The following is a 25,213-nucleotide window of genomic DNA, read 5'->3' as shown; positions in this document are numbered from 1 at the left end:
CTACCGGAGCAGCCGCCGTCTCCTATTCGTGGTCGCCCGGCGCGGCTGCCGAGCGTCCTCGCTCGCTGATGATCTGTGCGCATCGCTCGGCAGCGGCCGCTCCGGTCAGCGCATCCTCGAGCAGGAGCTGCGTCCAGTGCTCGTAGCGGGCGACCTCGACCGGATCGGCGATCTCGAGGTCACCGGCACTGGTCTCGAGGGTGACGATCCGGTCGCGCTGGTCCCAGCCGTGCTGGACCAGGACGGGGAAGCTCTGGAGCGGGACGATCCCGATCGTCGCCTGGGTGGTGGTCGCCAGCTTGGCGATGTGCTCGATCTGGGCACGCATGATGCCGGGCGAGCCGACCAGGTGATGGAGAGCCGCCTCGCCGACCAGGATGGTGATCGACCGCCCGGCCTCGTAGAGGATCGCCGAGCGGCGCAGCCTCGCCGCGATCACGTGGGAGACCTCGCCGGGATCCTGGTCGCGCGCACCACCCGCCAGCGCCAGCAGCGCTCGCGCGTAGTCGGGCGTCTGCAACAGCTCGGGGACGCTGTGAGGCTGGTAGCTGGTCAGGACCTTCGCTGCCACCTCGGTCGCTGCGTACGCCTCCTGGTGCTGCTCCGCGCCGCCGTCGGCCTGGTGGGCGTCGCGGAACGCGGCCTGCTCGTGGTCGGCCCGGGCGCGCAGCGCGAGCAGCATCTCCTTGTCGGCACCCACCGCGGCCGCCCAGGCCCGGACCTCCGCCTCGGAGACCGACTGCCGGCCGGACTCGATCTTCGACACCTTCGGCTGGGACCAGCCCGAGCCGAGGGCATCCGCCAGTCCGGCCCCCGTCAGGCCCGCGGCGCGGCGGGCGTCGCGGAGCGCCTCGGTCAGTGCTTCACGGGCTCGGCGATCGGGGCGGGGCACGACGACGGTCTCCTTCGAACGGTTCGGCCTCCCATCGTGCCCGATGGGCATACCTCACGTCCAGATGCACATCATGATTGGCAGGATCGAAATATTATGCTCTACTGGGATCCGGGGTCGACGCCGACAGGAAGGCAGGGCTTCGATGAGCATCCGACGAACCCACCCCGGACGACCGCGACTCGTCCCCCCGAAGACAACAGCTCCACCCCGGGAGCAGGTGCTGCATGCCGCGGCGCAGCTGTTCGTGACCAAGGGCTTCGCGGCCACCTCGACCCGCGAGATCGCCGACAAGGTCGGGATCAGGCAGGCGTCGCTCTACTACCACTTCACCGGCAAGGACGAGATCCTCGCCGAGCTCCTGGAGCGATCCGTCCGGCCCACTGTCGACCGGATCGAGCAGATCGAGCGGGTGACGGCGTCCGAGAGCCCGGAGACGGCGCTCTACCTGCTGGCCCTCGTCGACGTCCACACGCTCGCCGAGGCGCCGGACAACATCGGCATGCTGGCCACCCACCCCGACGTCACCAGCAGCGAGGCGTTCGACGCCTTTCGAAGCACGCGCGCCGAGCTGGCGGCGGCCTACGGGCGGATCGCCACCCGGGCCGCTGGGCCCGCCAGCGCCACGGCGGCCGAGCCGGGCCACCTCGGCGAGATGCTGATGCATCTGGTCGAGGTCACCACCAGCCTGCGCAGCAGCGGCGTGCCGATCAGCGCCACGACGGCCGCCACCATCGCCGCGACCTGCCTGCGCGCCTGCGGGATCGCCGAGGATCGCATCGGCCCGGCCGCCTCGTCCGCGGCGTCTCTCGCCGACGCGCTGTCGACGGCAGGCCCGGGTTGACACAGGACAGCGGGCCCGACCGGCTCAGAGCCGGCCGGGCCCGCTGCGTACGAAAGAGAGGCCTCTCTCAGTGGGTTCCGGTGATGCGGTCCAGCGGACCCGGGGTGTAGGGCGAGTTGGCCTCCAGGTAGGCGGCGAAGGCGTCGATGTCGAGGCCGCCGTAGTAGGGGTCGGTGCCCTTGGTGAAGGCCGCGAACGCGTCGCCGCCGCCCTGCAGGAAGTTGTTGGTCACGACCCGGTAGGACGCGGCCTTGTCGATCGGCTGGCCGTTGAGCATGACCGAACCGTCGACCGGACCCGAGGGGCTGATCTGGTAGGAGAAGCCCTTCGAGACCTGCAGGATCTTGTGGGAGGTGGCGTTGGCGCCGGTGACCTGCTGGGTGAGCAGGTCGTAGATGTCCTGGCCGGTCATGGTCAGCGAGACCAGGTAGTTGTTGAACGGCTGGACGTTGAACGCCTCGTCGTAGGTGACGTCACCGACGGCCTCGCCGTAGGGCGAGTTGGCCGCGGTCAGATCCGTGCGGATGCCGCCCGGGTTCATGAACGCGATCACCGGTGTCTGCCCGTTGACGATCGTCGATTGGTCGGCGAGCTGGGCGTCGGCGATCAGGTCGCCGAGCGCGGACTCACCGGCGGCGGTCTGGTCCCGCTTGATGTCGGTCGAGATCGAGCCGAGCACCCGGGAGGCGATCGGGGTGACCAGCTCCTTGTAGGTGTTGATCAGCGCGGTCTGGTCCGGAGCCTTGGCCACGTCGCGGGTGACCAGCAGGTTCGATCCCTTGACCGAGGAGCGGACGATGTCGCCCTTCTTGAGGTCGTACTTCAGGTTGGTCTCGGTGTAGAGACGACCGAAGGACGAGGCCGAGGTGACCAGGCGGGACTTGCCGTCGGGGTCGGGTACGTCGCAGACGTAGGGCTGGTGGGTGTGGCCGGTGACCACCATGTCGATCTCGGGGTCGAGGTTCTGCGCGATCGGCACGATGGGCGAGCCGGCGACGAGCTCGCCGCCACCCTCGCAGGTGTAGTCGTACCTGGCGTTGACGTCGTAGACCGTGCCGGTGGCCGGGTCGGTCCACTTCTCCTTGGGCAGGTTGGCACCCTCGTGGATCAGGGTGACGATCGCCCTGACGCCCTTCTTCTTCAGCTTGGGCACCAGCGCGTTGGCGGTCTCGACCTCGTCCTTGAAGGTGAGGCCCTTGACCCCCTCGGCGGTGACGATGTCCGGAGTGCCCTCCAGGGTCATGCCGATGAAGCCGATCTTGACGCCGTCGACCTCCTTGATGACGTACGCCGGCAGGATCGTCTTGCCGCTCGCGTCCTCGGTCACGTTGGCGGCCAGGATGTCGAAGTCGGCGCCCGCGTACTCGTGGGCGGCGCAGGAGTTCTGGTTGTCCTGACCGTCGCCGTCGTCGATGCAGCCACCGTCGGCGATGCGCTGGAGCTCCTGGTAGCCCTCGTCGAACTCGTGGTTGCCGACCGCGGTCACGTCCAGGCCGAGCTTGTTGAGCGCCTCGATGGACGGCTCGTCGTGGAAGGCGGCCGAGAGGAGCGGCGAGGCGCCGATCAGGTCGCCGGCGGCGACGGTCAGCGACCGGGCGTGGCCCTTCCGAGCCTCCTCCAGGTGGGAGGCGAGGTATTCCACGCCACCCACGTTGACGGTCTCGTCGACCGGCTTCCCGGTGGCCGGGTCGATGTGGTGGCCGGTGACCAGGCGCCCGCTCGAACCCGACGGCGCCTCCAGGTTGCCGTGGAAGTCGTTGAACGAGAGCAGCTGGACATCGACCAGGCTCCCGGGCTTGGCCGAGGCGGAGTTCGCTATCGGGGTGGCGACCGCGACGGCCGCGAGAGCGACGGCGGCGACGGCCACAGCGGGGCGAAGTCTTCGGGTGTTACGAGGCATTGCGGGGCTCCCCATCTCAGTGTTCGACGAAGGGAACGATGCCCCTTCGGGTTCCGATTGTGAAGAGGTAATCGCGTTACCGCTGCAGAATCGTCATCAACCGTTCATCACCCGAAAAATTCGGTAACGTCGACCGCTCCTCCGGCGTCCTCGAACTCGTCACGGACACGCTCGCGAAGGTTCGCGTCGCAGAGATAGTCGGCAGCCACTCCGGCGAGGCCGTAGGCGGCGTCGACGAGCACCTCGTCGGCGTACGGGGTGACCGCGGCAGCGGCGAACTCGCGGCTGTGCAGGGACACGTCGGGCTCGGCGATCTTGACCATGGCGTGCAGCCCCGGGACCCGGAAGGACACGTTGCCGAAGTCGGTGGAACCGGCGAGCAGGTCCGGGACGACGCCGGGCGCGAGGACGGTGTGGTTGCGTTCCTGGTAGCGACGGTTCCAGGCCTGCGCGAGCGCGGAGTTGTTGCGGATCGGCAGGTAGACCGGCGACCCGTCCCAGCCGAACTCGACGCCGCACCCGGTCATCAGCGCAGCGCCCATGGCCATCTCCTCAAGCCGCTGGGAGAGGATCTTGAGCGTCTCGGGGTAGGCGGAGCGTACGTAGAACTCGATCGAGGCGTGCTCCGGGATCACGTTGGGGCGCAGGCCGCCGTCGGTGATGATCGCGTGCACCCGGTCGGTCGGCGGCATCTGCTGCCGGTTGAGCGCGACGCCGGTGTAGAGCAGGTTGGCCGCGTCCAGGGCGTTGCGGCCCATGAACGGCTGGATCGAGGCGTGGGCAGGCACCCCGACGTACGTCACCTTCAGCTGTCTGCGGCCGAGGAAGACCGGCTCGGAGGTGTCGTAGGTGAACGGGTGGACCATGATCGCCGCATCGACCCCGTCGAAGGCGCCCTGCTGCGCCATCAGCTCCTTGCCGCCGCCGCCCTCCTCGGCCGGGGTGCCGAGCCAGATCACGCGGCCGCCGAGCTTGTCGATCACGCTCGCGATGGCCAGGAACGCACCCACGCCGACGGTGGCGATCAGGTTGTGGCCGCAGCCGTGACCGATGCCGGGGAGCGCGTCGTACTCGGAGAGCACGGCGATCGTCGGCCCGTCCTTGGCACCGCCCGCCGAGGCGTAGAGGGCGGTCGGGAGGCCGTAGGCGCCCCGCGCCACCTCGATGCCGTGGGCCTCGACGAACTCGGCCAGCCCGGCCGCGCTGCGGTGCTCCTCGAAGCCGGTCTCCGGGTGCTCGGCGAGGTCGTGGGAGACCGCGACCAGCTCCGGGCCGAGGTCGGCGAGCCGGTCGCGGATCGCGTCGAGGATGCCGCGCGGAGCTCCGGCGGCGTCGGTCTCGACGGCCTTCGTGACCAGGGCCTTGGCGTCCGTCTCGTCGCGAAGCTGGTTGACCAGGAACGGGTTCGGCTGCTGCGGCTGCGTCATGCCGCCAGAGGCTATCGGTGACATGTCACCTGTCGCTGGCGGCCCAGCCCCGGGACGGGCTCCGTACGTGCAGGAAATTTTCTTTCACGAGCCTCAGAGCGTCGGCCGGAGCTCCGCCCACGGCGTGGCCTGCTCCAGCTGGGCGGCGACCTGCAGCAGCAGCCCGTCGTCACCGAGCTGGCCGGAGAGCTGGATGCCCAAGGGCAGTCCGGCCGCGGTCCGGTGGGTCGGCACCGAGATCGCCGGACGTCCGGTGATGTTGGCGAGCTGGGTGTAGGGCACCCAGCCGAGGTTCTCGTCGACCAGCTGGTCGATCATCCCGGTGGCCCGCATGATCCGCCCGCCGTGCACCTTGTGGAGCAGCCGCGCCGCGGTCTGCAGCGCCTTGGGAGTCGTCAGCTGGCCCACCTTCAGCGGCGGCTTCGCCAGCGTCGGGGTGAGCAGCAGGTCGTACGTCTCGTGGAACTCGCTCAGCCGGCGTACGTGGTTGCGGCGGTTGATGTGCGCGAGCTCGACGGCCACCACTCCCCCGGCCCGGCCGAGCTCGGCCACGGCGAGGGTGTCGGCCTCGAAGTCCTTGTTGGTGGCGCCCACCCGGAGCTTGGCCTCGGCGACCTCGGCGGCCGCCGAGGCGAACCAGATGGTGAGGAAGTCGCGACCGAGCTCGGCGGCGTCGTAGGGCGCCTCGACCTCGTCGACCTGGTGGCCGAGGGCTTCGAGGGTCTTGGCCGCGTCCTCGACGGCCGCGATCGCCTCCGGGTCGGGTGCGGTGATCGACGACGTCGAGGTGAACCCGATCCGGAGCTTGCGGGGCGGGTTCGCGATCGCCTCGGAGAAGGCAGCACCGGGGTGCGGCGCGTGGATCATCGCCAGCGGCCGGTCGTCGACGAGCGCGTCGTAGAGCCCCGCGGCGTCACGGACCGTACGCGTCACCACGCCCTGGACGACGAAGCCGTTGGAGGCGTCGAGGCTCTGCGGACCCAGCGGCAGGAGCCCCCGGGTGGTCTTCAGCCCGACCAGGCCGTTGCAGGCCGCCGGGATCCGGATCGACCCGCCGCCGTCGTTGGCACCGGCGGCCGGGACGATCCCGGCGGCCACCGCGGCCCCGGAGCCACCCGAGGACCCGCCGGGCGTGTGGTCGGTGTTCCACGGGTTGCGGGCGGCGCCGAACAGCTCAGGCTCGGTGATCCCCTTCGACCCGAACTCCGGCGTGTTGGTCTTCCCGAAGATCACCAGGCCGGCGTCCAGGGCGCTCTGGGTGAAGTAGGAGTGCTCCTCGGCGACGTCGTCGACGAGGGCACGCGAGCCGTAGGTCGTGGGGTGCCCCTGATACTCCTGGGCGAGGTCCTTCACCAGGAACGGCACCCCGGCGAACGGCCCGGTGGGGCCGTCGCCGGCGACCTGGGCATCGGCCTCCGGGATGTCCGCGACGATCGCGTTGATCCGCGGGTTCACCGCCGCCGCCCGCTCCCGCGCCGCGGCCAGCACCTCGGCCGCGGTCACCTCCTTGTCAGCGACCAGCTGCGCCAGCCCGGTGGCGTCGTACGTCAAATACTCATCGACCCGCATGAGCGCAGGCTAGGGCATTTCAGTCCATCCGTGGGCCGACTCCCGGCCCGACGTCGAGCCCGCCGAAGTAGAAGACGACCAGCACCAGGAACCAGGCGACCCAGAACGGGACCACGAACGGGAGGGTGCGGGAGATCAAGGTGCCGAGGCCTGCTGTGGGTTCGTACTTTCTGATCATCATCAGCACGACGAACATGTAGGGGTTCATCGGGGTGATCACCTGGGTCGCGCTGTCGCCGATGCGGAAGGCGGCCTGGGTGAACCCGGGCTCGAAGCCGACCAGCGCGAACATCGGCACGAAGACCGCGCCCATGATCGTGTACATCGACGATCCGCTGATGATGAACAGGTTCAGGATCGAGCACAGGATGATGAAGCCGACGATCACGGGAAAGCCGGTCAGGCCGGTGGCCTGCAGCCCGTCGGCGCCGACCTTCGCGAGCGCGGGACCGACGTTGGACCAGTTGAACAGCGCGATGAACTGCCCGAGCATGAACGCCAGCACCAGGAACGGTGCCATCTCCTTGATCCCCTCGCCCATCACCTTCGGCACGTCAGCGGCGGTCTTCAGGGTGCCCGCGACGAAGCCGTAGACGATTCCCGGGGCGAGGAAGAGCACGAAGGTGATGAAGACGATCGAGTCCATCAGGGCGGACTCGGGGAGGAAACCTCCGTCATCGTTGCGCCAGGGCGAGCCGTGCGGGATCACGGCCAGGACCATCGCGACCACCAGCACCGTACCCGTCGCCATCGCCGCCCGGAACGCCTTGCGCTCCCGCGGCGTGACCTCCGCCTCGAGCGGCTGGCGGTGGCTCCTCAGGGCCGCGGCGACCTCCTCGTCCCTGCTCTCGAAGCGGTCGTCCGCGTCGTCTTCGACCTCGTCGGTCGGTACGTTCTGGCGGACCATCCTCGGCTCGAGGACCCGGTCGATGACGAAGCCCGCGACCAGGGCGAGCACGATCGCCGAGGCGATGTTGAAGTAGTAGTTGGACACCGGGGTCACCGCGGCGCCGGGGTCGGGCAGCGTCGCGGTCACGGAGTTGGTGATCCCGGAGAAGAGCGCGTCCAGGCTGGTCACGACGAGACTGGTCGAGTAGCCGGCTCCGGTCGCCGCGAACCCGCCGACGAGCCCCGCCATCGGGTGCCTCCCGGCGGCCTTGAACACCGCGGCGGCCAGCGGCGGGATGACGATCATCGACGCGTCCGCCATCACGCTCGCGGTGACCCCGACGACGCCGAGGACGTAGGGCAGCAGCCATCGCGGGGCGGAGGCCAGAGTGAGGCGGATCGCCGCTGCCAGCAGCCCCGTACGCTCCGCGACCGTCACCGCGAGCAGGATCGTCACGACGGTCAGCAGCGGCGGGAACCCGATGAAGTTCGCGCCGATGTTGACCGTGAACCAGGTCATCCCCTCGGCCGTGAAGAGCCCGTTGATCACGAGCGGCTCGTCGGCGCCGGGGAGGGTCACCTGGGCGTCCGTTGCGGCCAGGATCGTCGAGATCACCCCGACGGTCAGGAACAGGATCAGGAACAGGATGAACGGGTCCGGCAACTTGTTGCCGACCCTCTCGACCCAGGCGAGCACCCGGTCGCCTCGCGTCGGTGCGTTCGGTTCGATGGTTGCGGACATGCGGCTCTCCTACCGAGTCGGGAGCATGGGGTCGCCTGCAACGACGAAGGCCCCGCGACGGTAGCAAACCAGCGCCCCTGGCCGGTGCCGATCGGCGCGCTCGTTGGTGAGTTGAAGATCTCGCGGTCGTCCTCCAAATGAGGTGCCCCGTCCGAAGGGTGTGGCTATGTTCCGGCCATGACCCTCATCGGCGGCGAGGCCGCAGCGACGTCGGACGAGACCGCGATCGAGGCACTGGTCGATGCGTTCTTCTCGGCCTTCACCACGGGCCCGGACGCGGCCGCACGCCTGGACGATCTGCGCCGGATCATGCTTCCCGGCGCGACCGTGGTGCGTACGTGCGGCCTGCCGGCCGAGGTCTACGACGTCGAGTCCTTCATCGCCCCGCGCCTCGCGCTCCTGACCAGCGGCGAGATCGCCGAGTTCGAGGAGTGGCCGGAGCCCGGCCGGATCGACGTCTTCGGCGACATCGCCCACTGGTGGGGCGCCTACGGCAAGCGCTGGCTCGCAGGAGGCGAGGTCCACACCGGCGCAGGCATGAAGACGATGTCGTTCGTACGCACCCACGCCGGCTGGCGGATCAGCTCTGCCGCCTGGGACGACGAGCGCTAGTTGAAGATCTCCCGGTAGTCACCCTCGACCCGCGCACGCTTCCACAGGTCGATCGTGTCACCGGTGCCCGCGGCGTACTCGTCGATCCTGGCCAGCTCCTCGGCGGTGAACTCCGGCGCGGCAAGTGCCCCGACACAGTCGGTGACCTGCTCGGGCCGGGAGGCCCCGATGACGACCGAGGTCATCCGTGGGTCACGCAGCGCCCAGGCGAGCGCCATCTGGGCGAGCGTCTGGCCACGGTCGGCCGCGAGAGCGTTGAGCGACTCGATCGCGCTCAGCACCTCGGGGGTGATCGTCGAGGTCGCCAGCGACTTCCCCTGGCTCGCCCGGGAGCCCTCGGGGACGCCACCGAGATACTTGTTCGTCAGCATCCCCTGTGCCAGCGGCGAGAACGAGATGGCACCGGCCCCGACCTCGTCGAGCGTGTCCAGCAGCCCGTCGGTCTCGAGCCAGCGGTTGAGGATCGAGTAGGACGGCTGGTGGATCAGCAACGGGGTGCCGAGGTCACGCAGGATCGCCGCCGCCTCGCGGGTCAGCGCCGAGGAGTAGGAGCTCAGCCCGACGTAGAGCGCCTTGCCGGACCGCACGATCTGGTCCAGCGCGCCCATCGTCTCCTCCAGCGGCGTGCTGGGGTCGGGACGGTGGTGGTAGAAGATGTCGACGTAGTCGAGCCCCATCCGCTTCAAGGACTGGTCGAGGCTCGAGATCAGATACTTCCGCGAGCCGCCGATCTTCCCGTACGGCCCCGGCCACATGTCCCAGCCGGCCTTGGTCGAGATCACCAGCTCGTCGCGCAGCCCGGCGAAGTCGCCGCGCAGGTGGCGACCGAAGTTCTCCTCCGCCGACCCGTAGGGCGGGCCGTAGTTGTTGGCGAGGTCGAAGTGGGTGATGCCGGCGTCGAAGGCCGTACGCAGGATCGCCTGCTGCCGCTCGAACGGCAGGTCGTCACCGAAGTTGTGCCACAGCCCGAGGCTGACCGCCGGCAGGTCCAGGCCGCTGTGCCCGGTCCGCCGGTACTGCATCGAGTCGTAGCGGGACTCGGCAGGAACGTACGTCATGCGACGGTCCCCTTCCCGGCGCGCAGCGCCACCTTGATCATCGGCCACTGCAGCGGCAGCCGCGCCAGCGTACCGGCAAAGAACCCGGCCGACTTGGCGGTCCGCTTCCGGTTCGCCCGCTTCCCCGCGTCGACGCTCATCTGCACGTTGGCCGGGAACACCCCCACCAGCAGCGCAGCGCTCGCCAGCCCCGCGATCCTGCGGGTCTTGGGGTGCAGCAGCCCCAGCGCGCAGACGATCTCCGCCACCCCGGACACCTCGACCACCTTGCGTGCGTCCGGCAGCTGCGGCGGCACGATCGGCTCGAAGACCTGCGGCCTCACCAGATGCAGGGTGCCGGATCCGAGGAACAGCGCGGCCAGCCCGACAAGCGGCAGATCGAGCCGCGAAGAAGATTCAGTGCTCACGGGACGACTCTTCCATAGGCTCCAAGGAGCCACTCCAGGACCGTCAGGCCCCGCCCTGGGATCGACTCAGCTCCGCGCCCACCGAACGCCCGGATCGCAGATTGACGGTGAAGGCTCGGATGTCCTCGACCAAGCCCGGATGAGCCCCGTGAGCGGGAACCTCGTCCTCGACGATCTCGGCGATGTCCGCCAGAGCTTCATCGACCAGTGTCTCCGCCTCGCGAAGGCGCCACGACGCGATCTCGGCGATCAGGTCGGCGCGGGTGAGGGCCGAGTGCTGATAGACCCCGTTGACCGCGAGCGCCAGCTCACCGTCGTTCGGCAGATGCCGCTGCGGAACGACGTCGTACGCCGGGGCGAGCTCCACCGAGCCGTCCGGGTGGTGCAGCAACGAGATGTTCTTCGCATGCATGTCGAGGTTGCCGATCGCGGCCGCCAGCACCGTCATCGTGGCCAGCTTCCGCAGCGAGGCAGAATCGCCCAGCGCACGGAACTCACCGGCGATCCGCTTGAGAGACACCTTGCCGCCGTACTTCTGATATTTCTGGTCGCCGCGGGCGCCCAGCACCTGGTTGAAGTCCTCCTGGTGGACCCTGCCGGGGACTCCGTCGACCTCTTCGCTGCGGTCGTACCGCTCGATCACCAGCGCCGGCACCCCGGCGAACTCCTCGATGAACGTCTCGTACGCCGACAGCCCCAGAGCCCGCGCGAACCGGGCGCCGTACTCCTCGTCGTAGATCATCGACGGGAAGTCGGAGGTGACCGGCTTGAGGATGTGCGTGGACGGATAACCGTCCAGCGCCCGATGCCAGCCGTCGGCGTTGCGCACCAGGACGATCTTGTCCTGGACGCCGGCGAGCGACGTCTTGCCGCCGACAGGCTTGTTGGCGAGCGGGAAGGAGCCGATCTCGCTGAGAAGATCGGCCACCCCCTGTTCTCCAACCGCTTCGAGCTTCGGGGTCCGCGGCTCCCCGGGCACGTCCGGGTCCCAGATCTGCAAGGCACCGGCGACGTCTCGACCGTAGGTCCGCAGCAGCCCGATCACGTCGCGCTCGTTGACGCCGGCCATCGCCGCCAGCCGCGACAACATCCGTCCTTCGGGGAGCATCTCCGCGAAGAAGTTCTGCCGCCGCGGTTTGCGGCCCCGCGGCGCGACCGGGGCCAACGGAATCGCCAGGGACAGGACCGTGCTGTCCAGGCCGTACGTCTCCACAGCCTCGACCGAGGCGACGAAGTCGTACGTAGCGGTCGAACCGGCCAGCCGCCCGATCGGCTCTCCGTAGAGCTCGACGACGAGGTCACTCATCGTCGCTCCTGGCGTCGATGGTCGCGGTCAGCTCCGTCCCGGTCTCCCTCATCAGGGCGAACAGACGCTCGACGAAGATCGATGGCTTCCCCGCTTCGATCTCCCAGATGTAGCGCTGGGTCGTCCCGATCCTCGCCGCCAGCTCACGTTGGCTCCACCCGTTGAGCAGGCGCGCCTGCTGCAGGATCCGCCCCAGCGACTCGGGGCTGGTGACCTTCCCGGTGTACGACATGTACCCACCTCCACGACTACGATATCGTATTCGTGGCGAGCGACTACCAAATCGTAGTCATGACAGGTGACTACGATTTGGTAGTCGCGAAGCGATCAGGCGCCGGCAGCTGCCTCGCGCTCGGCGAGCTTGGTGAGGCAGATGTCGACGATCATGTCCTCCTGGCCGCCGACGAGGCCGCGGCGGCCGCACTCCATGAGGATGTCGCGGGTGTCGACGCCGTAGCGGGCCGAGGCGTTCTCGGCGTGCCGGAGGAAGGACGAGTAGACGCCGGCGTAGCCCATGGTCAGCGTCTCGCGGTCGACGCGGACGGGGCGGTCCTGAAGCGGGCGGATGATGTCGTCGGCGGCGTCCTGGAGCTTGAACAGGTCGCAGTTGTGCTTGAAGTCCGACAGGTTGGCGACCGCGATGAACGCCTCGATCGGGCAGTTGCCGGCGCCGGCGCCGTGACCGGCCAGCGACGCGTCCACCCGGTAGACGCCGTTCTCGACCGCGACGACGGAGTTGGCCACCGACAGCGACAGGTTCTCGTGGGCGTGGATGCCGATCTCGGTCTCGTCGTCGAGTACGTCGCGATAGGCGCGGGCGCGGTCACGGACGTCGTTCATCGTCAGCCGGCCGCCGGAGTCGGTGATGTAGACGCAGTGGGCGCCGTAGGACTCCATCAGCTTGGCCTGCTCGGCGAGGTGCTCGGGCGGAGCCATGTGCGAGAGCATCAGGAAGCCGGAGACGTCCATCCCCATCTCCCGAGCGGCGGCGATGTGCTGAGCACTCACGTCGGCCTCGGTGCAGTGGGTCGCGACCCGTACCGACCGGACGCCGAGGTCGTAGGCCCGCTTCAGGTCGTGGATCGTGCCGACGCCGGGGAGCAGCAGCGTGGTCAGCCGGGCGTTCTTGATCACCGAGGCGGCCGCCTCGATCCACTCCCAGTCGGAGTTGGACCCGGGGCCGTAGTTGACCGAGCCGCCGGTCAGGCCGTCGCCATGGGCGACCTCGATGGCGTCGACACCGGCCTCATCGGCAGCGATCACGATCCGCTTGACGTCCTCCGGCGTGATCCGGTGGCGGACGGCGTGCATGCCGTCACGCAGCGAGACCTCTTGGACATAGATGGGCGTGCTCATCGCGCGGCCTCCTTGGACGAAGCGATCCGGTCGGCCATCTGCAGCGCGGCCGAGGTCATGATGTCGAGGTTCCCCGCGTACGCCGGGAGGTAGTGCGCGGCGCCCTCGACCTCGAGGAACACCGAGACCTGGTGCGTGGGTCGGGTCTCGTCGGCCGAGGCGAGCAGCGTCTCCACCGGCTGGTCGTCGGGGATCTCCTGCACCTGGACCTTCTGCTTGAGGCGGTAGCCGGGGACGTACGCAGCGACGTCGCCGACCATCTTCTCGACCGACTCGGTGATCTCCGCGGTCAGGTCCGCCAGCGTCCGCGACCCGCCCTCGACCAGCGCATACACCGTGTCGCGCATGATCAGCGGCGGCTCGGCCGGGTTGAGGATGATGATCGCCTTGCCGCGCTTGGCGCCGCCGACCTGCACGATCGCGCCCGAGGTGGTCTCGGTGAACTCGTCGATGTTGGCCCGGGTGCCGGGGCCGGCCGACTTCGACGAGATCGAGGCCACGATCTCGCCGTAGGCGACCGGCACGACCCGCGCGACCGCGGCCACGATCGGGATCGTCGCCTGCCCGCCGCAGGTCACCATGTTCACGTTCGGGGCGTCGATGTGCTCGTCGATGTTGACGGCCGGGATGACGTACGGACCGATCGCGGCGGGGGTGAGGTCGATCAGCCGCTTGCCATACGGCTCCAGAGCGGCCGCGTTGGCGACGTGCGCCTTGGCCGAGGTCGCGTCGAAGACGATCTCGATGTCCTCGAAACCGGGCAGCCCGATCAGCCCCTCGACGCCGTCCGACGTCGTCGCGAACCCGAACTTGGCCGCGCGCGCCAGACCGTCGGAGGCCGGGTCGATCCCGACCATCGCGCCCATCTCCAGATGCTGGGACGTACGCATCACCTTGATCATCAGGTCGGTGCCGATGTTGCCGGACCCGATGATCGCCACTTTCGCCTTGCCCATGCTGGTCACTTCCCTACGCTGAAGGCCACCGAGCCGAGGCCCGACACGGTGGAACGAACGGTGTTGCCGGCGGCGATCGGCCGCATCGGGCCGAGCGCGCCGGAGAGGATGAGCTGGCCGGCACGCAGCGGCTCGCCGAAGTCGCGGGCATAGCGGGCAAGCCACTGGACCGCGTTGACCGGGTCGCCCAGGCACGCGGCCCCGGTCCCGGTGGAGACCTCCACGTCGTCGATCGACATCGACATGGTCACCTCGCGGGGCTCGAACTCGTCCAGCCGCCTGCGCTCGCTCCCGAGGACGTACGCACCCGCGGAGGCGTTGTCCGCGACGGTGTCGCCGAAGGCGATCTTCCAGTCCGCGATCCGGCTGCCGCAGATCTCGATCGCCGTGACGGCGTAGTCGATGGCCTCCCTGACCTGGTCATAGGAGAGCTCACCCTCGGCCAGGTCGCCCGCGAGGACGAAGGCGATCTCGGCCTCGGCCCGCGGCTGCAGGATGGCGTCAGCGGGCAGCACGTCCCCGTCGGCGTACGCCATGTCGTCGAAGAGCACACCGAAGTCAGGCGTGTCCACACCGATCTGCTCCTGCACCGCCTTCGACGTGAGCCCGATCTTGCGGCCGACGATCGTCGCACCGCCCGCGAGCCGGGCGGCGGTGAGGCGCTCCTGGATCGCGTACGCAGTCTTCAGGTCGGTCGCGTCCAGCAGGTCCCGCATCGGCGGCACGGGGATGCCCGTGGCGGCGGCGGTCAGCAGCCGGTCGGCGGCGGCCGCAATGGCAGCGTCGCCGGCGACATCGGGCGGGGAGGTCACTTCGTTCATGCGACCACGGTCTCAGCAGATGGGCCGAAGCAGCGGGCCCAGCGTCCCGCTGACCGGTACGGTGATCCCATGCCACACGAGCCTGCCGATCTCGACACCGTGCTCGGCAAGGCGGTGACCATCCTGCGTGCCTTCACCGTCGACGACCAGGTGCTCTCGCTCGCCGAGCTCGTCCGCCGCACCGGGCTCCCGAAGGCGACCGTCCATCGTGTCGCCGGCGACCTGGTCACCAACCGGCTCCTGGACCGCACCAACCTCGGCTACCGCCTCTCCGGCGGCCTCTTCGAGCTCGGCATGCGCGCCTCGGTCGAGCGCTCGCTCCTGGAGCTGGCGATGCCGTTCCTCCAGGACCTCTACGAGCGCACCCACGAGACCGTCCACCTGGGCGTACGTGAGGGCCACGACGTCGTCTACGTCGCCAAGATCGGCGGCCACCGCCAGGCCAAGACCCCCTCCCGGCCGGGCGGGCGGATGCCCGTCCACTGCACCGCGATCGGCAAGATCCTGCTGGCCTTCTCCGACCCGGAGGTGCAGCAGGAGGTCCTCAGCAGCCCCCTCGAGCGGCGTACGCCCCACACGATCGTCGCGGCCGGCCTGCTGGAGCGGCAGCTGAACGCCGCGCTCGAGAACGGCGTCGCCTTCGAGCGCGAGGAGTCCGCCGTCGGCCTCCAGTGTGTCGCGGCCCCGGTCCTCGCCGAGGGCGGCGACCGGGCCCTGGCCGCGATCAGCGTCACCGGCCCCGTCGGCCGCTTCCGGCCCGAGGCTCACGTGACGCTCGTCCGCGCGGCCGCCCAGGGCCTCTCCAGCCTGGCGAGCCGCCGCCGCTCCCTGTCGAGCTGAGACGTCAGTCGGTGCGCGCCGGCGGCAGGTCTGCCAGCCGGGCGTCCGGATGCGCCCGGACCGCGTCGAGGAGCTCCAGCCAGCCCCGGCCGACCTCGTCGAGCCGGTCCTCGGACACCAGCCGGAAGGCCGCGGCCCGGAGCACGTCGACGCCCACCTTCGGCGTACGCCCGGTGGTGCGCAGACCGGTCAGCACCTCCTCGACCAGCTCGGTGGGCGCCGCGGAGTCACCGGCCAGCGCCCACTCCACCTCGACCTCGGTGGCGACGCCCTCCTCATTCACGCGGCCACCTCCGTAGCGCACGCGCCAGGATACGAAGGCGGCCGCGTGATGGACTCGATGGTCGCTCGCTGACGCTCGCTCACAGCTTGATCCAGTAGCGCCGGGTGAGCCCGTAGCCGTAGTCAGCCGCGTCGATGACGTCCTGGAGCTCCCCGCCCTGGGACTCGATCGTCCGTGCGGAGGCCGTGTTGTCGTCGTCGCAGGTCAGCAGCACCCGCTCCAGGCCGAGCGCGCGAGCCTCGTCGAGGACCAGCCCGAGAGCCCGCGCGGCGTGACCCCGCCGGCGGGCCGAGGAGCGCACCGAGTAGCCGATGTGGCCACCGACGTTCTCGAGGAACTCGTTGAGCGCGTGCCGCAGCTGGATGAACCCGACCACCTCGGCGCCCTCGGTGATCCAGAACGACGAGGCGTGCACCCGCCCGGCGGGCGGCGGGATCGTCAGGTCACGGTCCCGGGCCGTCTTCGCGACCAGCCGCTCGCAGGCCTCGCGGGTCACGTCGGCTGCCTCCTCGTCGGGGATGGACGCGCCGTCCACGTGCGCCCCACCGAACTCCGCGACGCACGCAGCCCAGGAGTCGTAGAGATCGATGGTGGGAACGGTGAGCGCAGTCATGCGGCACAGGACATCAGCCTCGTGCCCGGTGGGGCAAACCGTTATCGACCAACCGGCGCTCAGCCGTCGATCACCACGGTCCCCTTGGCGCGCGAGACGCACAGGATCATGTGGCCATCACGCTCGTACTCGGCCAGCGCGTGGTCCCGGTGCTCGACCTCTCCCTCCAGCACCCGGACCCGGCAGGTGCCGCAGAATCCCTGCTGGCACGAGTACGCCTGGGCCGGCCGCACCCGGCGGACGGCGGTCAGCGCCGACTCCTCGGCACCCACCTCCACCTCGACGTCGGAGTCGCCGAGGCGTACCCGGAACGGGCGGCCGCCGAGCACCGGCGGCGGTGAGAACCGCTCGTAGTGGAGCGTGTCGATCAGCGGGTCGGGGATCTGTGCGCGGATCGCCTCGATCATCGGCATCGGCCCGCAGCAGTAGAGCGCGGCACCCGCGGGCGCCATCGAGATGATCTTCGCCGCGTCAGGGATGCCCATCTCGTCGTCGGGCCACAGCTGGATCTCGTGGTCGCCGACGATCTCCCGGATCTCCTCCAGGAACGGCATCGTCTCGCGCGAGCGCCCGGTGTAGACGAACTCGTACGGCACACCCCGCCGCACCACGTCACGCAGCATCGGCAGGATCGGGGTGATCCCGATGCCACCGGCGACGAAGAGGTAGCCGGCGGGTGAGTCGACGAACGGGAAGGCGTTGCGCGGCCCCTTCAGGACGAGCCGGTCACCGACCGAGAGGAAGTGGGCCTCGACCGACCCACCGCCTCCGCCCGCGGTCGGCTCGATCCGCCGCACGCTGATCCGGTAGGCCGAGAGGTCGTCGGGGTCGGAGTTGAGCGAGTACTGCCGCAGCCGCCCGCTGGGCAGCACCACGTCGACGTGCGCACCCGGGTCCCAGGCCGGCAGGTCGCCGCCGTCCTCCCGCTCGAACCAGATCGCCTTGACGTCGAGGCCCTCCTCGTCGATCCGGCTGACGCGTACGTGCAGGTCCCGGTCGATCCGCCCGAGCGGCCGGCGGCGTCGCCAGGAGCGGTAGGCGGCCTTGGTCCAATAGCCCCCGACGATCGCCTCGAAGCCCCGGTAGAGCTTCGAGTCCGGGATGTCGGGGACGCTGTAGTGCGCGGGCCCGCTGGTGTCGTTCACTGGCCCTCCGCGATGGCGTCGGCGCGCAGGGCCGCCGGCGACTTGGCCAGGTAGCTCACCGCCTGAGCGGTCGAGCCCTCCTTGGACGGGTCGTAGTCGGGCAGGAAGAACTTCCAGGTCGCCCACCCGATCCGTACGATCCCGGGCGCCAGCCCACGACGCTCGGCGTCGATCAGCTTGAACAGGCTCGCCCTCGGCCGCTTGGCCGGGTCGGGCTCGGTCGGGTCGTTCCTCATCAGGTAGCTGGCCCCGCGCCACCACAGCACGAGCAGCGCGGTGCCGCCGAGCAGGTAGGAGCGGGCGCGACGCAGGTAGCGCCCGTCGACGTGCTGGAAGACGTCGTAGGCCACGTTGCGGTGCTCGACCTCCTCGGCGCCGTGCCAGCGCAGCAGATCGAGCATCGTCTCGTCGGCACCGGCCGCGTCGAGGGCAGGCGAGTTGAGCACCCAGTTGCCGAGCACGGCGGTGAGGTGCTCGAGCCCCGCGATGATCGCGGCACGCTCGATCAGCCACTCCTCCTTGGCACGGCCGGTCAGGTCGCGATCGCCCAGGATCTTGCGGAACAGCGCCTCGATCTCGGCCGCGAACGGACGTACGTCGAGGCCGTTGTCGTTGAAGTAGTCCTGCACCTCCTGGTGGGCGGCGGCGTGCACGCCCTCCTGGCCGATGAAGCCGATCACGTCCTCGCGCAGCTGGTCGTCCTCGATCAGCGGCAGGATCTCGGAGAACACCTTGACGAACCACCGCTCGCCCTCGGGCAGGAGCAGGTGCAGCACGCTGATGTAGTGGGAGGCGAAGACCTCGCCCGGGATCCACACCAGCGGCAGCCGGCTCCAGTCGAACTTCACGTTCCGCGGGTGGAGAGCCACCTTGGCCGGCTCGTGCCCGCGCTTGGCTTCCTTCGTCTCCTTGCTCATCGGTCCTCCTTCTCGATGAACGCCACGATCTCGCCGGCGACCAGCTCGGGTTCGGTCGCCACCACCCAGTGTCCGCCCTCGATGACCTGGGTGACCAGGGACGACGCGTACGCCCGGGGCGCCTCGGTCTGCAGCGGCACGGTCACGTAGTCGTCGCCGCGCGGTGCGATCACCAGCACCGGCACCTTCGTCGGCCGCGGCTCCGGACGGAGCAGCTTGCCGAGGAAGTTGGCGCGGTAGAGCTCGACCCCGTTGACCTGGTCCTTCGTCGGCCGCGACCCGCCGCCGACGAACCGGGCGAGCAGCCCCGAGCGCACCATCGCCTCAGGCAGCAGCGGCAGCTGGAACGCGAAGACGTACCAGGAGTGGGCCAGCTGTCGCAGCGTGCTCCCCAGGTGGGTCCGCTCCCGCAGCCACGTGGTCGCCATCCCGAGGTCGGGCCCCGAGATCGAGACGTACGTCGCGATCCGGCTGCCCAGGGCCGGGTCGGTCACCGACTCCCAGGTCTGGATGGAGCCCCAGTCGTGCGCGGCGACGTGCACCGGCGCATCCGGGGAGACGGCGTCGATGACCGCCTTGAAGTCCGCGGAGAGCTGCGCCAGGCGGTAGCCGGCGGTCGAGTCGGGAACCCCCGACTCCCCCGTGCCCCGTACGTCGTAGGCGACGACGTGGAAGCGCTCGGCGAGCACCTTCGCGACGCCGTCCCACACGGAGTGGTTGTCGGGGTAGCCGTGCACCAGCACCACCGTCGGCGCGTCGCTCGGCCCCTGCTCGTAGACCGCGAGCTCCAGCCCGTCGGTGGTCTCGACCAGCCGCTTGGTCACCTCGGTCACCACATCCTCCTCGATCGCAGACGTCTCAACAGATTAATGAGACACCGTGTCCGCAAACAATAGCAAGCGCGGGTCTTGGATCGCGGAAATGAGACCGGCCCGCCGCGGACATGGTCTGCGGCGGGCCGGTCGGGAAGGCGGTGAACCTAGGAGGCGCTGTGGGAGTCGGCCAGGCGCGACTCCTCGGCAGCCTGGTCCTCGAGCTCCTTGCGGCGGCGCTCGACCTGCAGAGCGACCTCGGCCGGGTCGTCGATCAGAGCGGCCATACCGCCCGGCACACGTTCCAGTGCCTCACGCGCGAAGATCTGCTGCATGGTGGTGGTGCGCTCCGAGCGGTCCTTGCCGATGAAGGACATCATCCAGTGCAGCGTCGCGGTGAGCCGGTTGCGGAACCCGGTCATGTAGGCGAGGTGGACCAGCAGCCAGCCGAACCAGGCGAGGACGCCGGAGAGCTTGAAGCTGCCCATCATCAGGACCGCGTTGAAGCGGGAGATGGTGGCCATCGAGCCCTTGTCGAAGTACTTGAAGTCGCCCGGCTCCGGCCTGTCCTTCAGCCGGGCCTTGATCGTCTTGGCGGCGTGCTTGCCACCCTGGATCGCGACCTGGGCGACGCCGGGCAGGTGGTTGAGGTTGATCATGTCGCCGACCACGAAGATCTCGGGGTGGCCCGGCAGGGTCAGATCGGGGTTGACCGCGATCCGGCCGGCGCGGTCGAGCTCGGCACCGGTCTGCTCGGAGAGGGTCTTGCCGAGGGACGAGGCCTGCACGCCGGCGGCCCAGATCTTCGCGATCGAGCCGATCCGCTGGGTCTTGCCGTCCTTGAACTTCATCTCGATGCCGAACTCGTCGACGTGGGTGACCATCGCGCCGAGGACGACCTCGACACCGGCCTTCTCCAGCGCCTTCTCCGCCTTGGCGCCGAGCTTCTCGCCGAACGGCGGGAGCACCTGCGGCGCGGCGTCGACCAGGACCACCCGGGCCTTCTCGGACTGGATGTGGGTGAAGTCCTTCTTGAGCACCCGGCGGGACAGCTCGGCGATCTGGCCGGCCATCTCCACACCGGTCGGACCGGCACCGACGACGACGAAGGTGAGCAGGTCGCCGATCGGCTCACCGCGCGAGGCGGTCAGCTCGGCGATCTCGAAGGCGCCGAAGATGCGGCCGCGCAGCTCGAGCGCGTCGTCGATCGACTTCATGCCGGGCGCGAACTCGGCGAAGTGGTCGTTGCCGAAGTAGGACTGCCCGGCGCCGGCGGCGACGATCAGGGAGTCGTAGGGAACGTCGATCTCCTGGTTGAGGATGCTCGCCTTGACCGTCTTGGCCTCGGTGTCGATCTCGTTGACCTCGCCGAGGAGCACCGTTGCGTTCTTCTGCCGGTGCAGGATGTCGCGGGTCGGCGGGGCGATCTCGCCCTGCGACAGGATCCCGGTCGCCACCTGGTAGAGCAGCGGCTGGAACAGGTGGTGGGTCGTCTTCGCGATCAAGGTCACCTCGACGTCGTCGCGGCCCTTGAACGCCTTCGCGGAGAAGAGCCCCCCGAAACCGGAACCGATGATGACGACCCGGTGCTTTGCCTGGTCCGCTGACATTGCCTAATCCCCTACCTCAAAACGAGACCTTTTTGAACGTTCCACCTCATATTCTGAACCATCCGGGCGGATCTGTTCATTCCCGGGCGCGACTACTTCGTCACAGTTGCCGGACAGCGCCCGCGCATGCGTCCCGCCCGCGTGTCCGTTACCGAGTCGAAACCCGCTGACTTCAATCTGTGAGGGTCACCGGGACCTTGTGCCCTAGTCGTCCATGGCCCGCATCAGACACCTTCAAGTGCGGAAAATCCTTGCAACGAACAACACACAACGAGATCGTGTGTACGCCGACCCGCGAGATCGGAGGAGGAGACCATGCCGTTGAGCCGGCCGGCTCTCCTGCTCCGCACCGGATCCCGTGCTGTCCAGGACGCCCGCGCCTGGGTCCGAGCAGCCTGCAGGGAGATCGACCGCACCGACCTCCTCGAGTGCGCTGAGTTCGGTGTCTCCGAGCTCGTCTCCAACGCCCTCTTCCACGGCACCGCCCCGGTCACGATCCGGATGCGCGGCACCGTCGACCACCCGCGCATCGAGATCCGAGACGCCTCGACCGAGCCGCCCCTCCTGCCGGTTCCTCTCGCCCTCGACGACGAGGACGAGGTGCTGCTGACGGTCGGCCGCGGTCTGTCCATCGTGGCCAGCGTCTCGGACGCCTGGGGCGCCGACATCGACGCGTCCGGCAAGACCGTCTGGTTCACCCCGGCGTCCGAGATCGACGAGGGCGACGGCGTCGAGGGCGTGATCACCGGACCTTCGGGCGCGCCACCGAAGCCCGAGCGTCTCGGCTCCGAGACCGTCGAGGTCAGCATCCTCGGCGTACCGCTCGCCCTCTACCGCGGCTTCCAGCACCACTTCCGGGAGCTGCGCCGGGAGGTACGCCTCCTCTCGCTCGCCCACGCCGACGACTATCCGCTCGCCGCCAGCCTCTCGGCCCTCTTCGGCTCGCTCGAGCGCCAGCTCCTCGACGGTCTCGGCCACGGCCAGCTCTCCGGCGTGATCGGGTCGGGCCCGGACCACGACCGGGAGACCGCTGACCTGCACGTACGCATGCCGCGGTCGGCGGCCGACACGGTGCGCCGCTTCCTCGACATGCTCGACCTGATCGACGAGTTCTGCCGCCAGGAGCGCCTGCTCGTCCTGGCCCGTCCTCCCGAGCAGGTCACCTTCCAGCGCTGGTTCCTCGGCGAATACCTGACCCAGGCCGCCGGCGGCCGCCCCACCCGATGGAGCGCTGCCCAGATGGCCGGCCCCCGTTTCTAGAAGCCGTACGCTGTCCGCGTGCTGCGTGACCATGGCGACCTGCTCGCCCCCATCGCCGCCGGCGGAGCGCTCGGTTCGCTCGCCCGCTGGGGCCTCGCGACCGCACTCCCCCACGGCGACGGCGCCTGGCCGTGGGCGACGTTCCTCACCAACGTCACGGGCTGCCTGCTGCTGGGCCTGCTGATGGCGTTCGTCCTCGGGCCGTGGTCACACACCCGCTACCTGCGCCCCTTCCTCGGCGTCGGCGTCCTCGGCGGCTACACCACGTTCTCGACCTACGAGCTGGAGACGTACGTCCTGGGCGGGCCCGCCCCGGTGCTCGCGCTGCTCTACCTGCTCGGCTCGGTGATCGCCGGGATCACCGCCGCCTGGCTCGGGCTGACGCTCGGCCGGGTCGTCGTGCTCGACAGCGGTCGCGAGGTGGTGGTCGACGGCGTCGACCCCGACCTCTATCCGGACCCGGCCCGGGGAGAGGACCGATGACGGCCCTCCTGGTCCTGCTCGGCGGTGCGATCGGCGCGCCGGTGCGCTACCTGACGGACCTCTACGTCCGGCAGTGGACCGCCACCGACTTCCCCTGGGGGACGATGGCGGTCAACGCCGTCGGCTCGCTCGTGCTCGGTCTGCTCGCCGGGGCGGCCGCGGGCGGCGTACTTCCCGCGTGGGTGCTCACCCTGGCCGGCACCGGGTTCTGCGGAGCGCTGACGACGTTCTCGACCTTCTCGTTCGAGACGGTCCGCCTGGCCGAGAACGGGCAGTGGCGATCGGCCGCCCTGAACGTCCTCGGCTCGCTCGCGGTCGGCACCGCTGCGGTCAGCCTCGGCTGGGTGGCCGGGTCAGCCTTCTAGGCCCAGCCCAGCTCGTGGAGCTTGTCGTCGTCGATGCCGAAGTGGTGGGCGATCTCGTGGATGACGGTGATGCGGATCTCGGCGGCCAGATCGGACTCGTCCACACACATCTGCTGGAGCGGCTGGCGGAAGATGAAGATCCGGTCCGGCAGCGTCAGGCCGTAGAGGTCGTTGCGGTCGGTGAGCGCCACGCCGTCGTAGAGACCGAGGGTGTCCTGAGGCTCGCTCTCGGGCGGCCACTCCTCGACGAGCACGACGAGGTTGTGCACCTGGGCGGCCAGCTCGTCCGGGATGGCGTCGAGCGCCTGGTCCACGAGTGCGTCGAAGCGCTCTGGGCTTATCTCAATCCCCACAGAAGCTATTCTGCCGGGTGACAGATACAGCTACGCAACTGCTTCCGAGGTATTTTTCCGCAGGTTTGCACGAGCCTGGCGCTCCAGGTCGCGCTGGTGGAGCTCTCCGTTGCGTGGGCGGCCGCGGGTGCGCTTGCGCGCGACCACGATTCCCTCGTAGAAGACCTCGCCGCCCCACACCCCGTGGGGCTCCTGGCGGGCGATCGCGCCCTGCAGACAGGAGTGCTGCAGCGGACACGTACGGCACAGCTCCTTGGCCCGGTCCGCATCAGCACTGGTCGCGGCGAACCACAGGTCGCCGTCCTCGATCGCGCACGGCAGCTCGCTCCAGTGCACGCCGGTCGTCTCTCTTGCCGTCGCCACAGGCGAACCAGTCATCACAGCCCCATCCCCTCGCTGATCCCCGTCGTCAGGGATACCCACCCAAGAGGGTGGCCGGATGGCCTGTCAGTTTTCTGTCAATAGCTAGGTGCTTGGAGTGATCCCGCAGAGTTGAGGTGTCATCTACATCAGGGGATTCCACAACTTCGCGACCCTGCTGGTACAAACTGTCCACACTCAGGGGAGGAAGGGCTAGGGTTTGCGACCATGCGCTCAATGAAAAGGGCCTCGGCGTCCATCACCGTGGGCCACCGACCGGTGGAGGATTTCCACCGACGGATGGCGCATGATCCCAACAGCCGAGCCACCGCCTCGGAGACCCGCGACTGGTTGCTGGTGAAGTCGCTGCTCCAGCCCGGTGAGGTCCAGTGGGCCCGCGTGGCGGTCAAGTTTCCCCACGAGGGAAATGCCTCCGGTCACGCCTTCCTGACCGACCGCCGGGTGATGTTCGAGTTCCACGAGCGCGTGTTCTCCGTCAACCTCGCTGTGCTCACCTTCATCGGCGTTCCTCCGCCGCCCAGTCTGGGCGACTTCATCATCGAGGCGCTGGTCCCCGGATCGTCCTACTCCACGACGATGAAGATCCGGGACAAGGACGCCTTCCACGACTTCTTCCCGACCCTCGACTACGCCGCCCGCGCCGCCGGCGCGCAGGTGAACGTCGACGCCAGCTGGGGTGGTGAGTACGGCGCCCCGAACCACTACGGTGCGCCCGCCCCCACCAACTACGGTGTCGCTCCGGCCCCGGGGTCCTACCCGCCGCCCGGCTCCGCCTACCCGAACACCGGCTCCTACTACCCCAACCAGGGCCCGTACGGCACCAACACCGGTGCCTACGGCCAGGCTCCGAACACCGGCGCCCAGCGCGCCGTCGGCAGCGCCTACGCCGGTCAGGCGGGAGCCCAGCAGCGGGCGCGCGAGGAGGCCGCGCTGGTCGAGGCCAACCTCGCGCATGCGCTCCCCGCGTTCCTGCACGAGGGCGAGTCGATCGTCGCGGGCGCCGACATGATCCAGAACATGACCGACGTCGAGATGAAGGTGATGGCCACCGAGTCACGCCTGATCGTCGTCGAGGGCAACATCCTGTGGGCCTCCCCGCTGGAGCACACCCACGTCATCTACGCCGGTGGCGAGCGCAGCCACCTGCGTCTGCTGGCCGAGCGGGTCACCGAGACGATGGCGCTCACCCCCGGACCTCCGACGGCGAACCCGTCCGACCGGCGCCGTCTGGTGCTGCGTACGCTGCGCGACGCCGCCGCCGGCGAGCAGCTGCACAACCACCTGACCACCAACGGTGGCCAGGTCTTCGACGCTTGGCCGGAGTAGCAGGGCGCTGCGTACGGCCTTCGGATACGACAAGAGCCCCAGCCGAT

General features: G+C 69.4%; 27 protein-coding genes. 7 read left to right on the top strand and 20 right to left on the bottom strand.

Going from position 1 to position 25,213, the window contains the following annotated elements:
• Positions 1 to 22: 22 nt before the first annotated feature.
• Positions 23 to 892, bottom strand: coding sequence for a helix-turn-helix domain-containing protein (locus UG56_RS05565; protein ID WP_177191426.1), 870 nt, complete (start codon positions 890 to 892; stop codon positions 23 to 25).
• 145 nt (positions 893 to 1,037) lie between these two features.
• On the opposite strand from UG56_RS05565, the gene UG56_RS05560 reads away from it, so the two are divergent.
• Positions 1,038 to 1,736 (top strand): TetR/AcrR family transcriptional regulator, encoded by a 699-nt coding sequence (locus UG56_RS05560; RefSeq protein ID WP_045548869.1) that lies wholly within the window; start codon positions 1,038 to 1,040, stop codon positions 1,734 to 1,736.
• 67 nt (positions 1,737 to 1,803) lie between these two features.
• On the opposite strand, the gene UG56_RS05555 is transcribed toward UG56_RS05560, so the two are convergent.
• The 4 genes from UG56_RS05555 to UG56_RS05540 form a co-directional block, all read right to left on the bottom strand.
• Entirely contained in the window at positions 1,804 to 3,636 is a 1,833-nt protein-coding gene (locus UG56_RS05555) for a bifunctional metallophosphatase/5'-nucleotidase (protein WP_045548868.1), read from the bottom strand.
• Between the two features lie 107 nt (positions 3,637 to 3,743).
• Positions 3,744 to 5,063: a M20 family metallopeptidase gene (locus UG56_RS05550; RefSeq protein WP_045548867.1), complete on the bottom strand. Its 1,320-nt coding sequence runs from the start codon at positions 5,061 to 5,063 to the stop codon at positions 3,744 to 3,746.
• Positions 5,064 to 5,156: 93 nt separating this feature from the next.
• Positions 5,157 to 6,632 carry an amidase gene (locus UG56_RS05545; protein WP_045548866.1) on the bottom strand — a complete coding sequence of 492 codons (1,476 nt, stop codon included), beginning with the start codon at positions 6,630 to 6,632 and terminating at the stop codon, positions 5,157 to 5,159.
• Between the two features lie 19 nt (positions 6,633 to 6,651).
• Positions 6,652 to 8,262, bottom strand: coding sequence for an AbgT family transporter (locus UG56_RS05540; protein WP_045548865.1), 1,611 nt, complete (start codon positions 8,260 to 8,262; stop codon positions 6,652 to 6,654).
• Between the two features lie 177 nt (positions 8,263 to 8,439).
• Between UG56_RS05540 and UG56_RS05535 the strand changes: the two genes are divergently transcribed.
• Entirely contained in the window at positions 8,440 to 8,874 is a 435-nt protein-coding gene (locus UG56_RS05535) for a hypothetical protein (protein ID WP_045548864.1), read from the top strand.
• Here the strand turns inward: UG56_RS05535 and mgrA are convergent.
• The 7 genes from mgrA to UG56_RS05500 all read right to left on the bottom strand — a co-directional run bounded on the left by mgrA (position 8,871) and on the right by UG56_RS05500 (position 14,778).
• Positions 8,871 to 9,932 carry an L-glyceraldehyde 3-phosphate reductase gene (gene mgrA, locus UG56_RS05530; protein ID WP_045548863.1) on the bottom strand — a complete coding sequence of 354 codons (1,062 nt, stop codon included), beginning with the start codon at positions 9,930 to 9,932 and terminating at the stop codon, positions 8,871 to 8,873. The genes UG56_RS05535 and mgrA overlap by 4 nt on opposite strands.
• Positions 9,929 to 10,339, bottom strand: coding sequence for a DoxX family protein (locus UG56_RS05525; RefSeq protein WP_045548862.1), 411 nt, complete (start codon positions 10,337 to 10,339; stop codon positions 9,929 to 9,931). Before UG56_RS05525 ends, mgrA begins: the two co-directional genes overlap by 4 nt.
• A 43-nt stretch (positions 10,340 to 10,382) precedes the next feature.
• Complete coding sequence (locus UG56_RS05520; protein ID WP_045548861.1) at positions 10,383 to 11,645, bottom strand: type II toxin-antitoxin system HipA family toxin; 1,263 nt, start codon at positions 11,643 to 11,645, stop codon at positions 10,383 to 10,385.
• Entirely contained in the window at positions 11,638 to 11,877 is a 240-nt protein-coding gene (locus UG56_RS05515) for a helix-turn-helix domain-containing protein (protein ID WP_045548860.1), read from the bottom strand. The genes UG56_RS05520 and UG56_RS05515 overlap by 8 nt, the downstream gene beginning before the upstream one ends.
• Before the next feature lie 95 nt (positions 11,878 to 11,972).
• Entirely contained in the window at positions 11,973 to 13,001 is a 1,029-nt protein-coding gene (gene dmpG / locus UG56_RS05510; RefSeq protein WP_045548859.1) for a 4-hydroxy-2-oxovalerate aldolase, read from the bottom strand.
• Positions 12,998 to 13,957 carry an acetaldehyde dehydrogenase (acetylating) gene (locus UG56_RS05505; RefSeq protein WP_045548858.1) on the bottom strand — a complete coding sequence of 320 codons (960 nt, stop codon included), beginning with the start codon at positions 13,955 to 13,957 and terminating at the stop codon, positions 12,998 to 13,000. Before UG56_RS05505 ends, dmpG begins: the two co-directional genes overlap by 4 nt.
• Before the next feature lie 5 nt (positions 13,958 to 13,962).
• Positions 13,963 to 14,778, bottom strand: coding sequence for a 2-keto-4-pentenoate hydratase (locus UG56_RS05500; protein ID WP_045548857.1), 816 nt, complete (start codon positions 14,776 to 14,778; stop codon positions 13,963 to 13,965).
• 69 nt (positions 14,779 to 14,847) lie between these two features.
• Here UG56_RS05500 and UG56_RS05495 point away from each other — a divergent pair, with 69 nt between their 5' ends.
• On the top strand, positions 14,848 to 15,618 hold the full coding sequence (locus UG56_RS05495; protein WP_071326888.1) for an IclR family transcriptional regulator: 771 nt from the start codon (positions 14,848 to 14,850) through the stop codon (positions 15,616 to 15,618).
• Positions 15,619 to 15,622: 4 nt separating this feature from the next.
• On the opposite strand, the gene UG56_RS05490 is transcribed toward UG56_RS05495, so the two are convergent.
• The 6 genes from UG56_RS05490 to UG56_RS05465 form a co-directional block, all read right to left on the bottom strand.
• The gene (locus UG56_RS05490) at positions 15,623 to 15,901 is read right to left on the bottom strand and encodes a hypothetical protein (protein ID WP_045550531.1); all 279 of its coding nucleotides are present in this window, start codon (positions 15,899 to 15,901) and stop codon (positions 15,623 to 15,625) included.
• A gap of 79 nt (positions 15,902 to 15,980) precedes the next feature.
• Positions 15,981 to 16,514, bottom strand: a complete 534-nt coding sequence (locus UG56_RS05485) for a GNAT family N-acetyltransferase (RefSeq protein WP_045550532.1) — start codon at positions 16,512 to 16,514, stop codon at positions 15,981 to 15,983.
• A 59-nt stretch (positions 16,515 to 16,573) separates the two neighbouring features.
• A complete protein-coding gene (locus UG56_RS05480) occupies positions 16,574 to 17,659 on the bottom strand; it encodes a PDR/VanB family oxidoreductase (RefSeq protein WP_052693933.1) in 1,086 nt (361 codons plus the stop codon).
• Positions 17,656 to 18,576 carry a metal-dependent hydrolase gene (locus tag UG56_RS05475; protein ID WP_045550533.1) on the bottom strand — a complete coding sequence of 307 codons (921 nt, stop codon included), beginning with the start codon at positions 18,574 to 18,576 and terminating at the stop codon, positions 17,656 to 17,658. The genes UG56_RS05480 and UG56_RS05475 overlap by 4 nt, the downstream gene beginning before the upstream one ends.
• Positions 18,573 to 19,409, bottom strand: a complete 837-nt coding sequence (locus tag UG56_RS05470) for an alpha/beta fold hydrolase (RefSeq protein WP_045550534.1) — start codon at positions 19,407 to 19,409, stop codon at positions 18,573 to 18,575. Before UG56_RS05470 ends, UG56_RS05475 begins: the two co-directional genes overlap by 4 nt.
• Before the next feature lie 146 nt (positions 19,410 to 19,555).
• Positions 19,556 to 20,998 (bottom strand): NAD(P)/FAD-dependent oxidoreductase, encoded by a 1,443-nt coding sequence (locus tag UG56_RS05465; protein ID WP_045550535.1) that lies wholly within the window; start codon positions 20,996 to 20,998, stop codon positions 19,556 to 19,558.
• A 315-nt stretch (positions 20,999 to 21,313) separates the two neighbouring features.
• On the opposite strand from UG56_RS05465, the gene UG56_RS05460 reads away from it, so the two are divergent.
• Genes UG56_RS05460 through crcB form a run of 3 tightly spaced genes read left to right on the top strand, consistent with a single transcriptional unit; the run spans position 21,314 to position 23,106 of the window.
• Positions 21,314 to 22,258, top strand: a complete 945-nt coding sequence (locus tag UG56_RS05460) for an ATP-binding protein (RefSeq protein ID WP_045550536.1) — start codon at positions 21,314 to 21,316, stop codon at positions 22,256 to 22,258.
• Between the two features lie 18 nt (positions 22,259 to 22,276).
• Positions 22,277 to 22,741 carry a fluoride efflux transporter FluC gene (locus UG56_RS05455; protein ID WP_045550537.1) on the top strand — a complete coding sequence of 155 codons (465 nt, stop codon included), beginning with the start codon at positions 22,277 to 22,279 and terminating at the stop codon, positions 22,739 to 22,741.
• Complete coding sequence (gene crcB, locus UG56_RS05450) at positions 22,738 to 23,106, top strand: fluoride efflux transporter CrcB (protein ID WP_045550538.1); 369 nt, start codon at positions 22,738 to 22,740, stop codon at positions 23,104 to 23,106. The genes UG56_RS05455 and crcB overlap by 4 nt, the downstream gene beginning before the upstream one ends.
• Here the strand turns inward: crcB and UG56_RS05445 are convergent.
• Both UG56_RS05445 and UG56_RS05440 read right to left on the bottom strand, forming a co-directional pair.
• Positions 23,103 to 23,459 (bottom strand): metallopeptidase family protein, encoded by a 357-nt coding sequence (locus tag UG56_RS05445; protein ID WP_045550539.1) that lies wholly within the window; start codon positions 23,457 to 23,459, stop codon positions 23,103 to 23,105. The genes crcB and UG56_RS05445 overlap by 4 nt on opposite strands.
• A 30-nt stretch (positions 23,460 to 23,489) precedes the next feature.
• Complete coding sequence (locus UG56_RS05440; RefSeq protein ID WP_084100592.1) at positions 23,490 to 23,837, bottom strand: WhiB family transcriptional regulator; 348 nt, start codon at positions 23,835 to 23,837, stop codon at positions 23,490 to 23,492.
• Positions 23,838 to 24,119: 282 nt separating this feature from the next.
• Here UG56_RS05440 and UG56_RS05435 point away from each other — a divergent pair, with 282 nt between their 5' ends.
• Entirely contained in the window at positions 24,120 to 25,166 is a 1,047-nt protein-coding gene (locus UG56_RS05435; protein WP_045550540.1) for a hypothetical protein, read from the top strand.
• The last annotated feature ends 47 nt before the right edge of the window (positions 25,167 to 25,213 follow it).

The sequence above is a fragment of the Nocardioides luteus genome (assembly GCF_000960475.2).
GTDB lineage: Bacteria > Actinomycetota > Actinomycetes > Propionibacteriales > Nocardioidaceae > Nocardioides > Nocardioides luteus_A.
The sequence above is the reverse complement of the archived record's forward strand: the minus strand, read 5'-3'. Positions and strand labels throughout refer to the sequence as shown.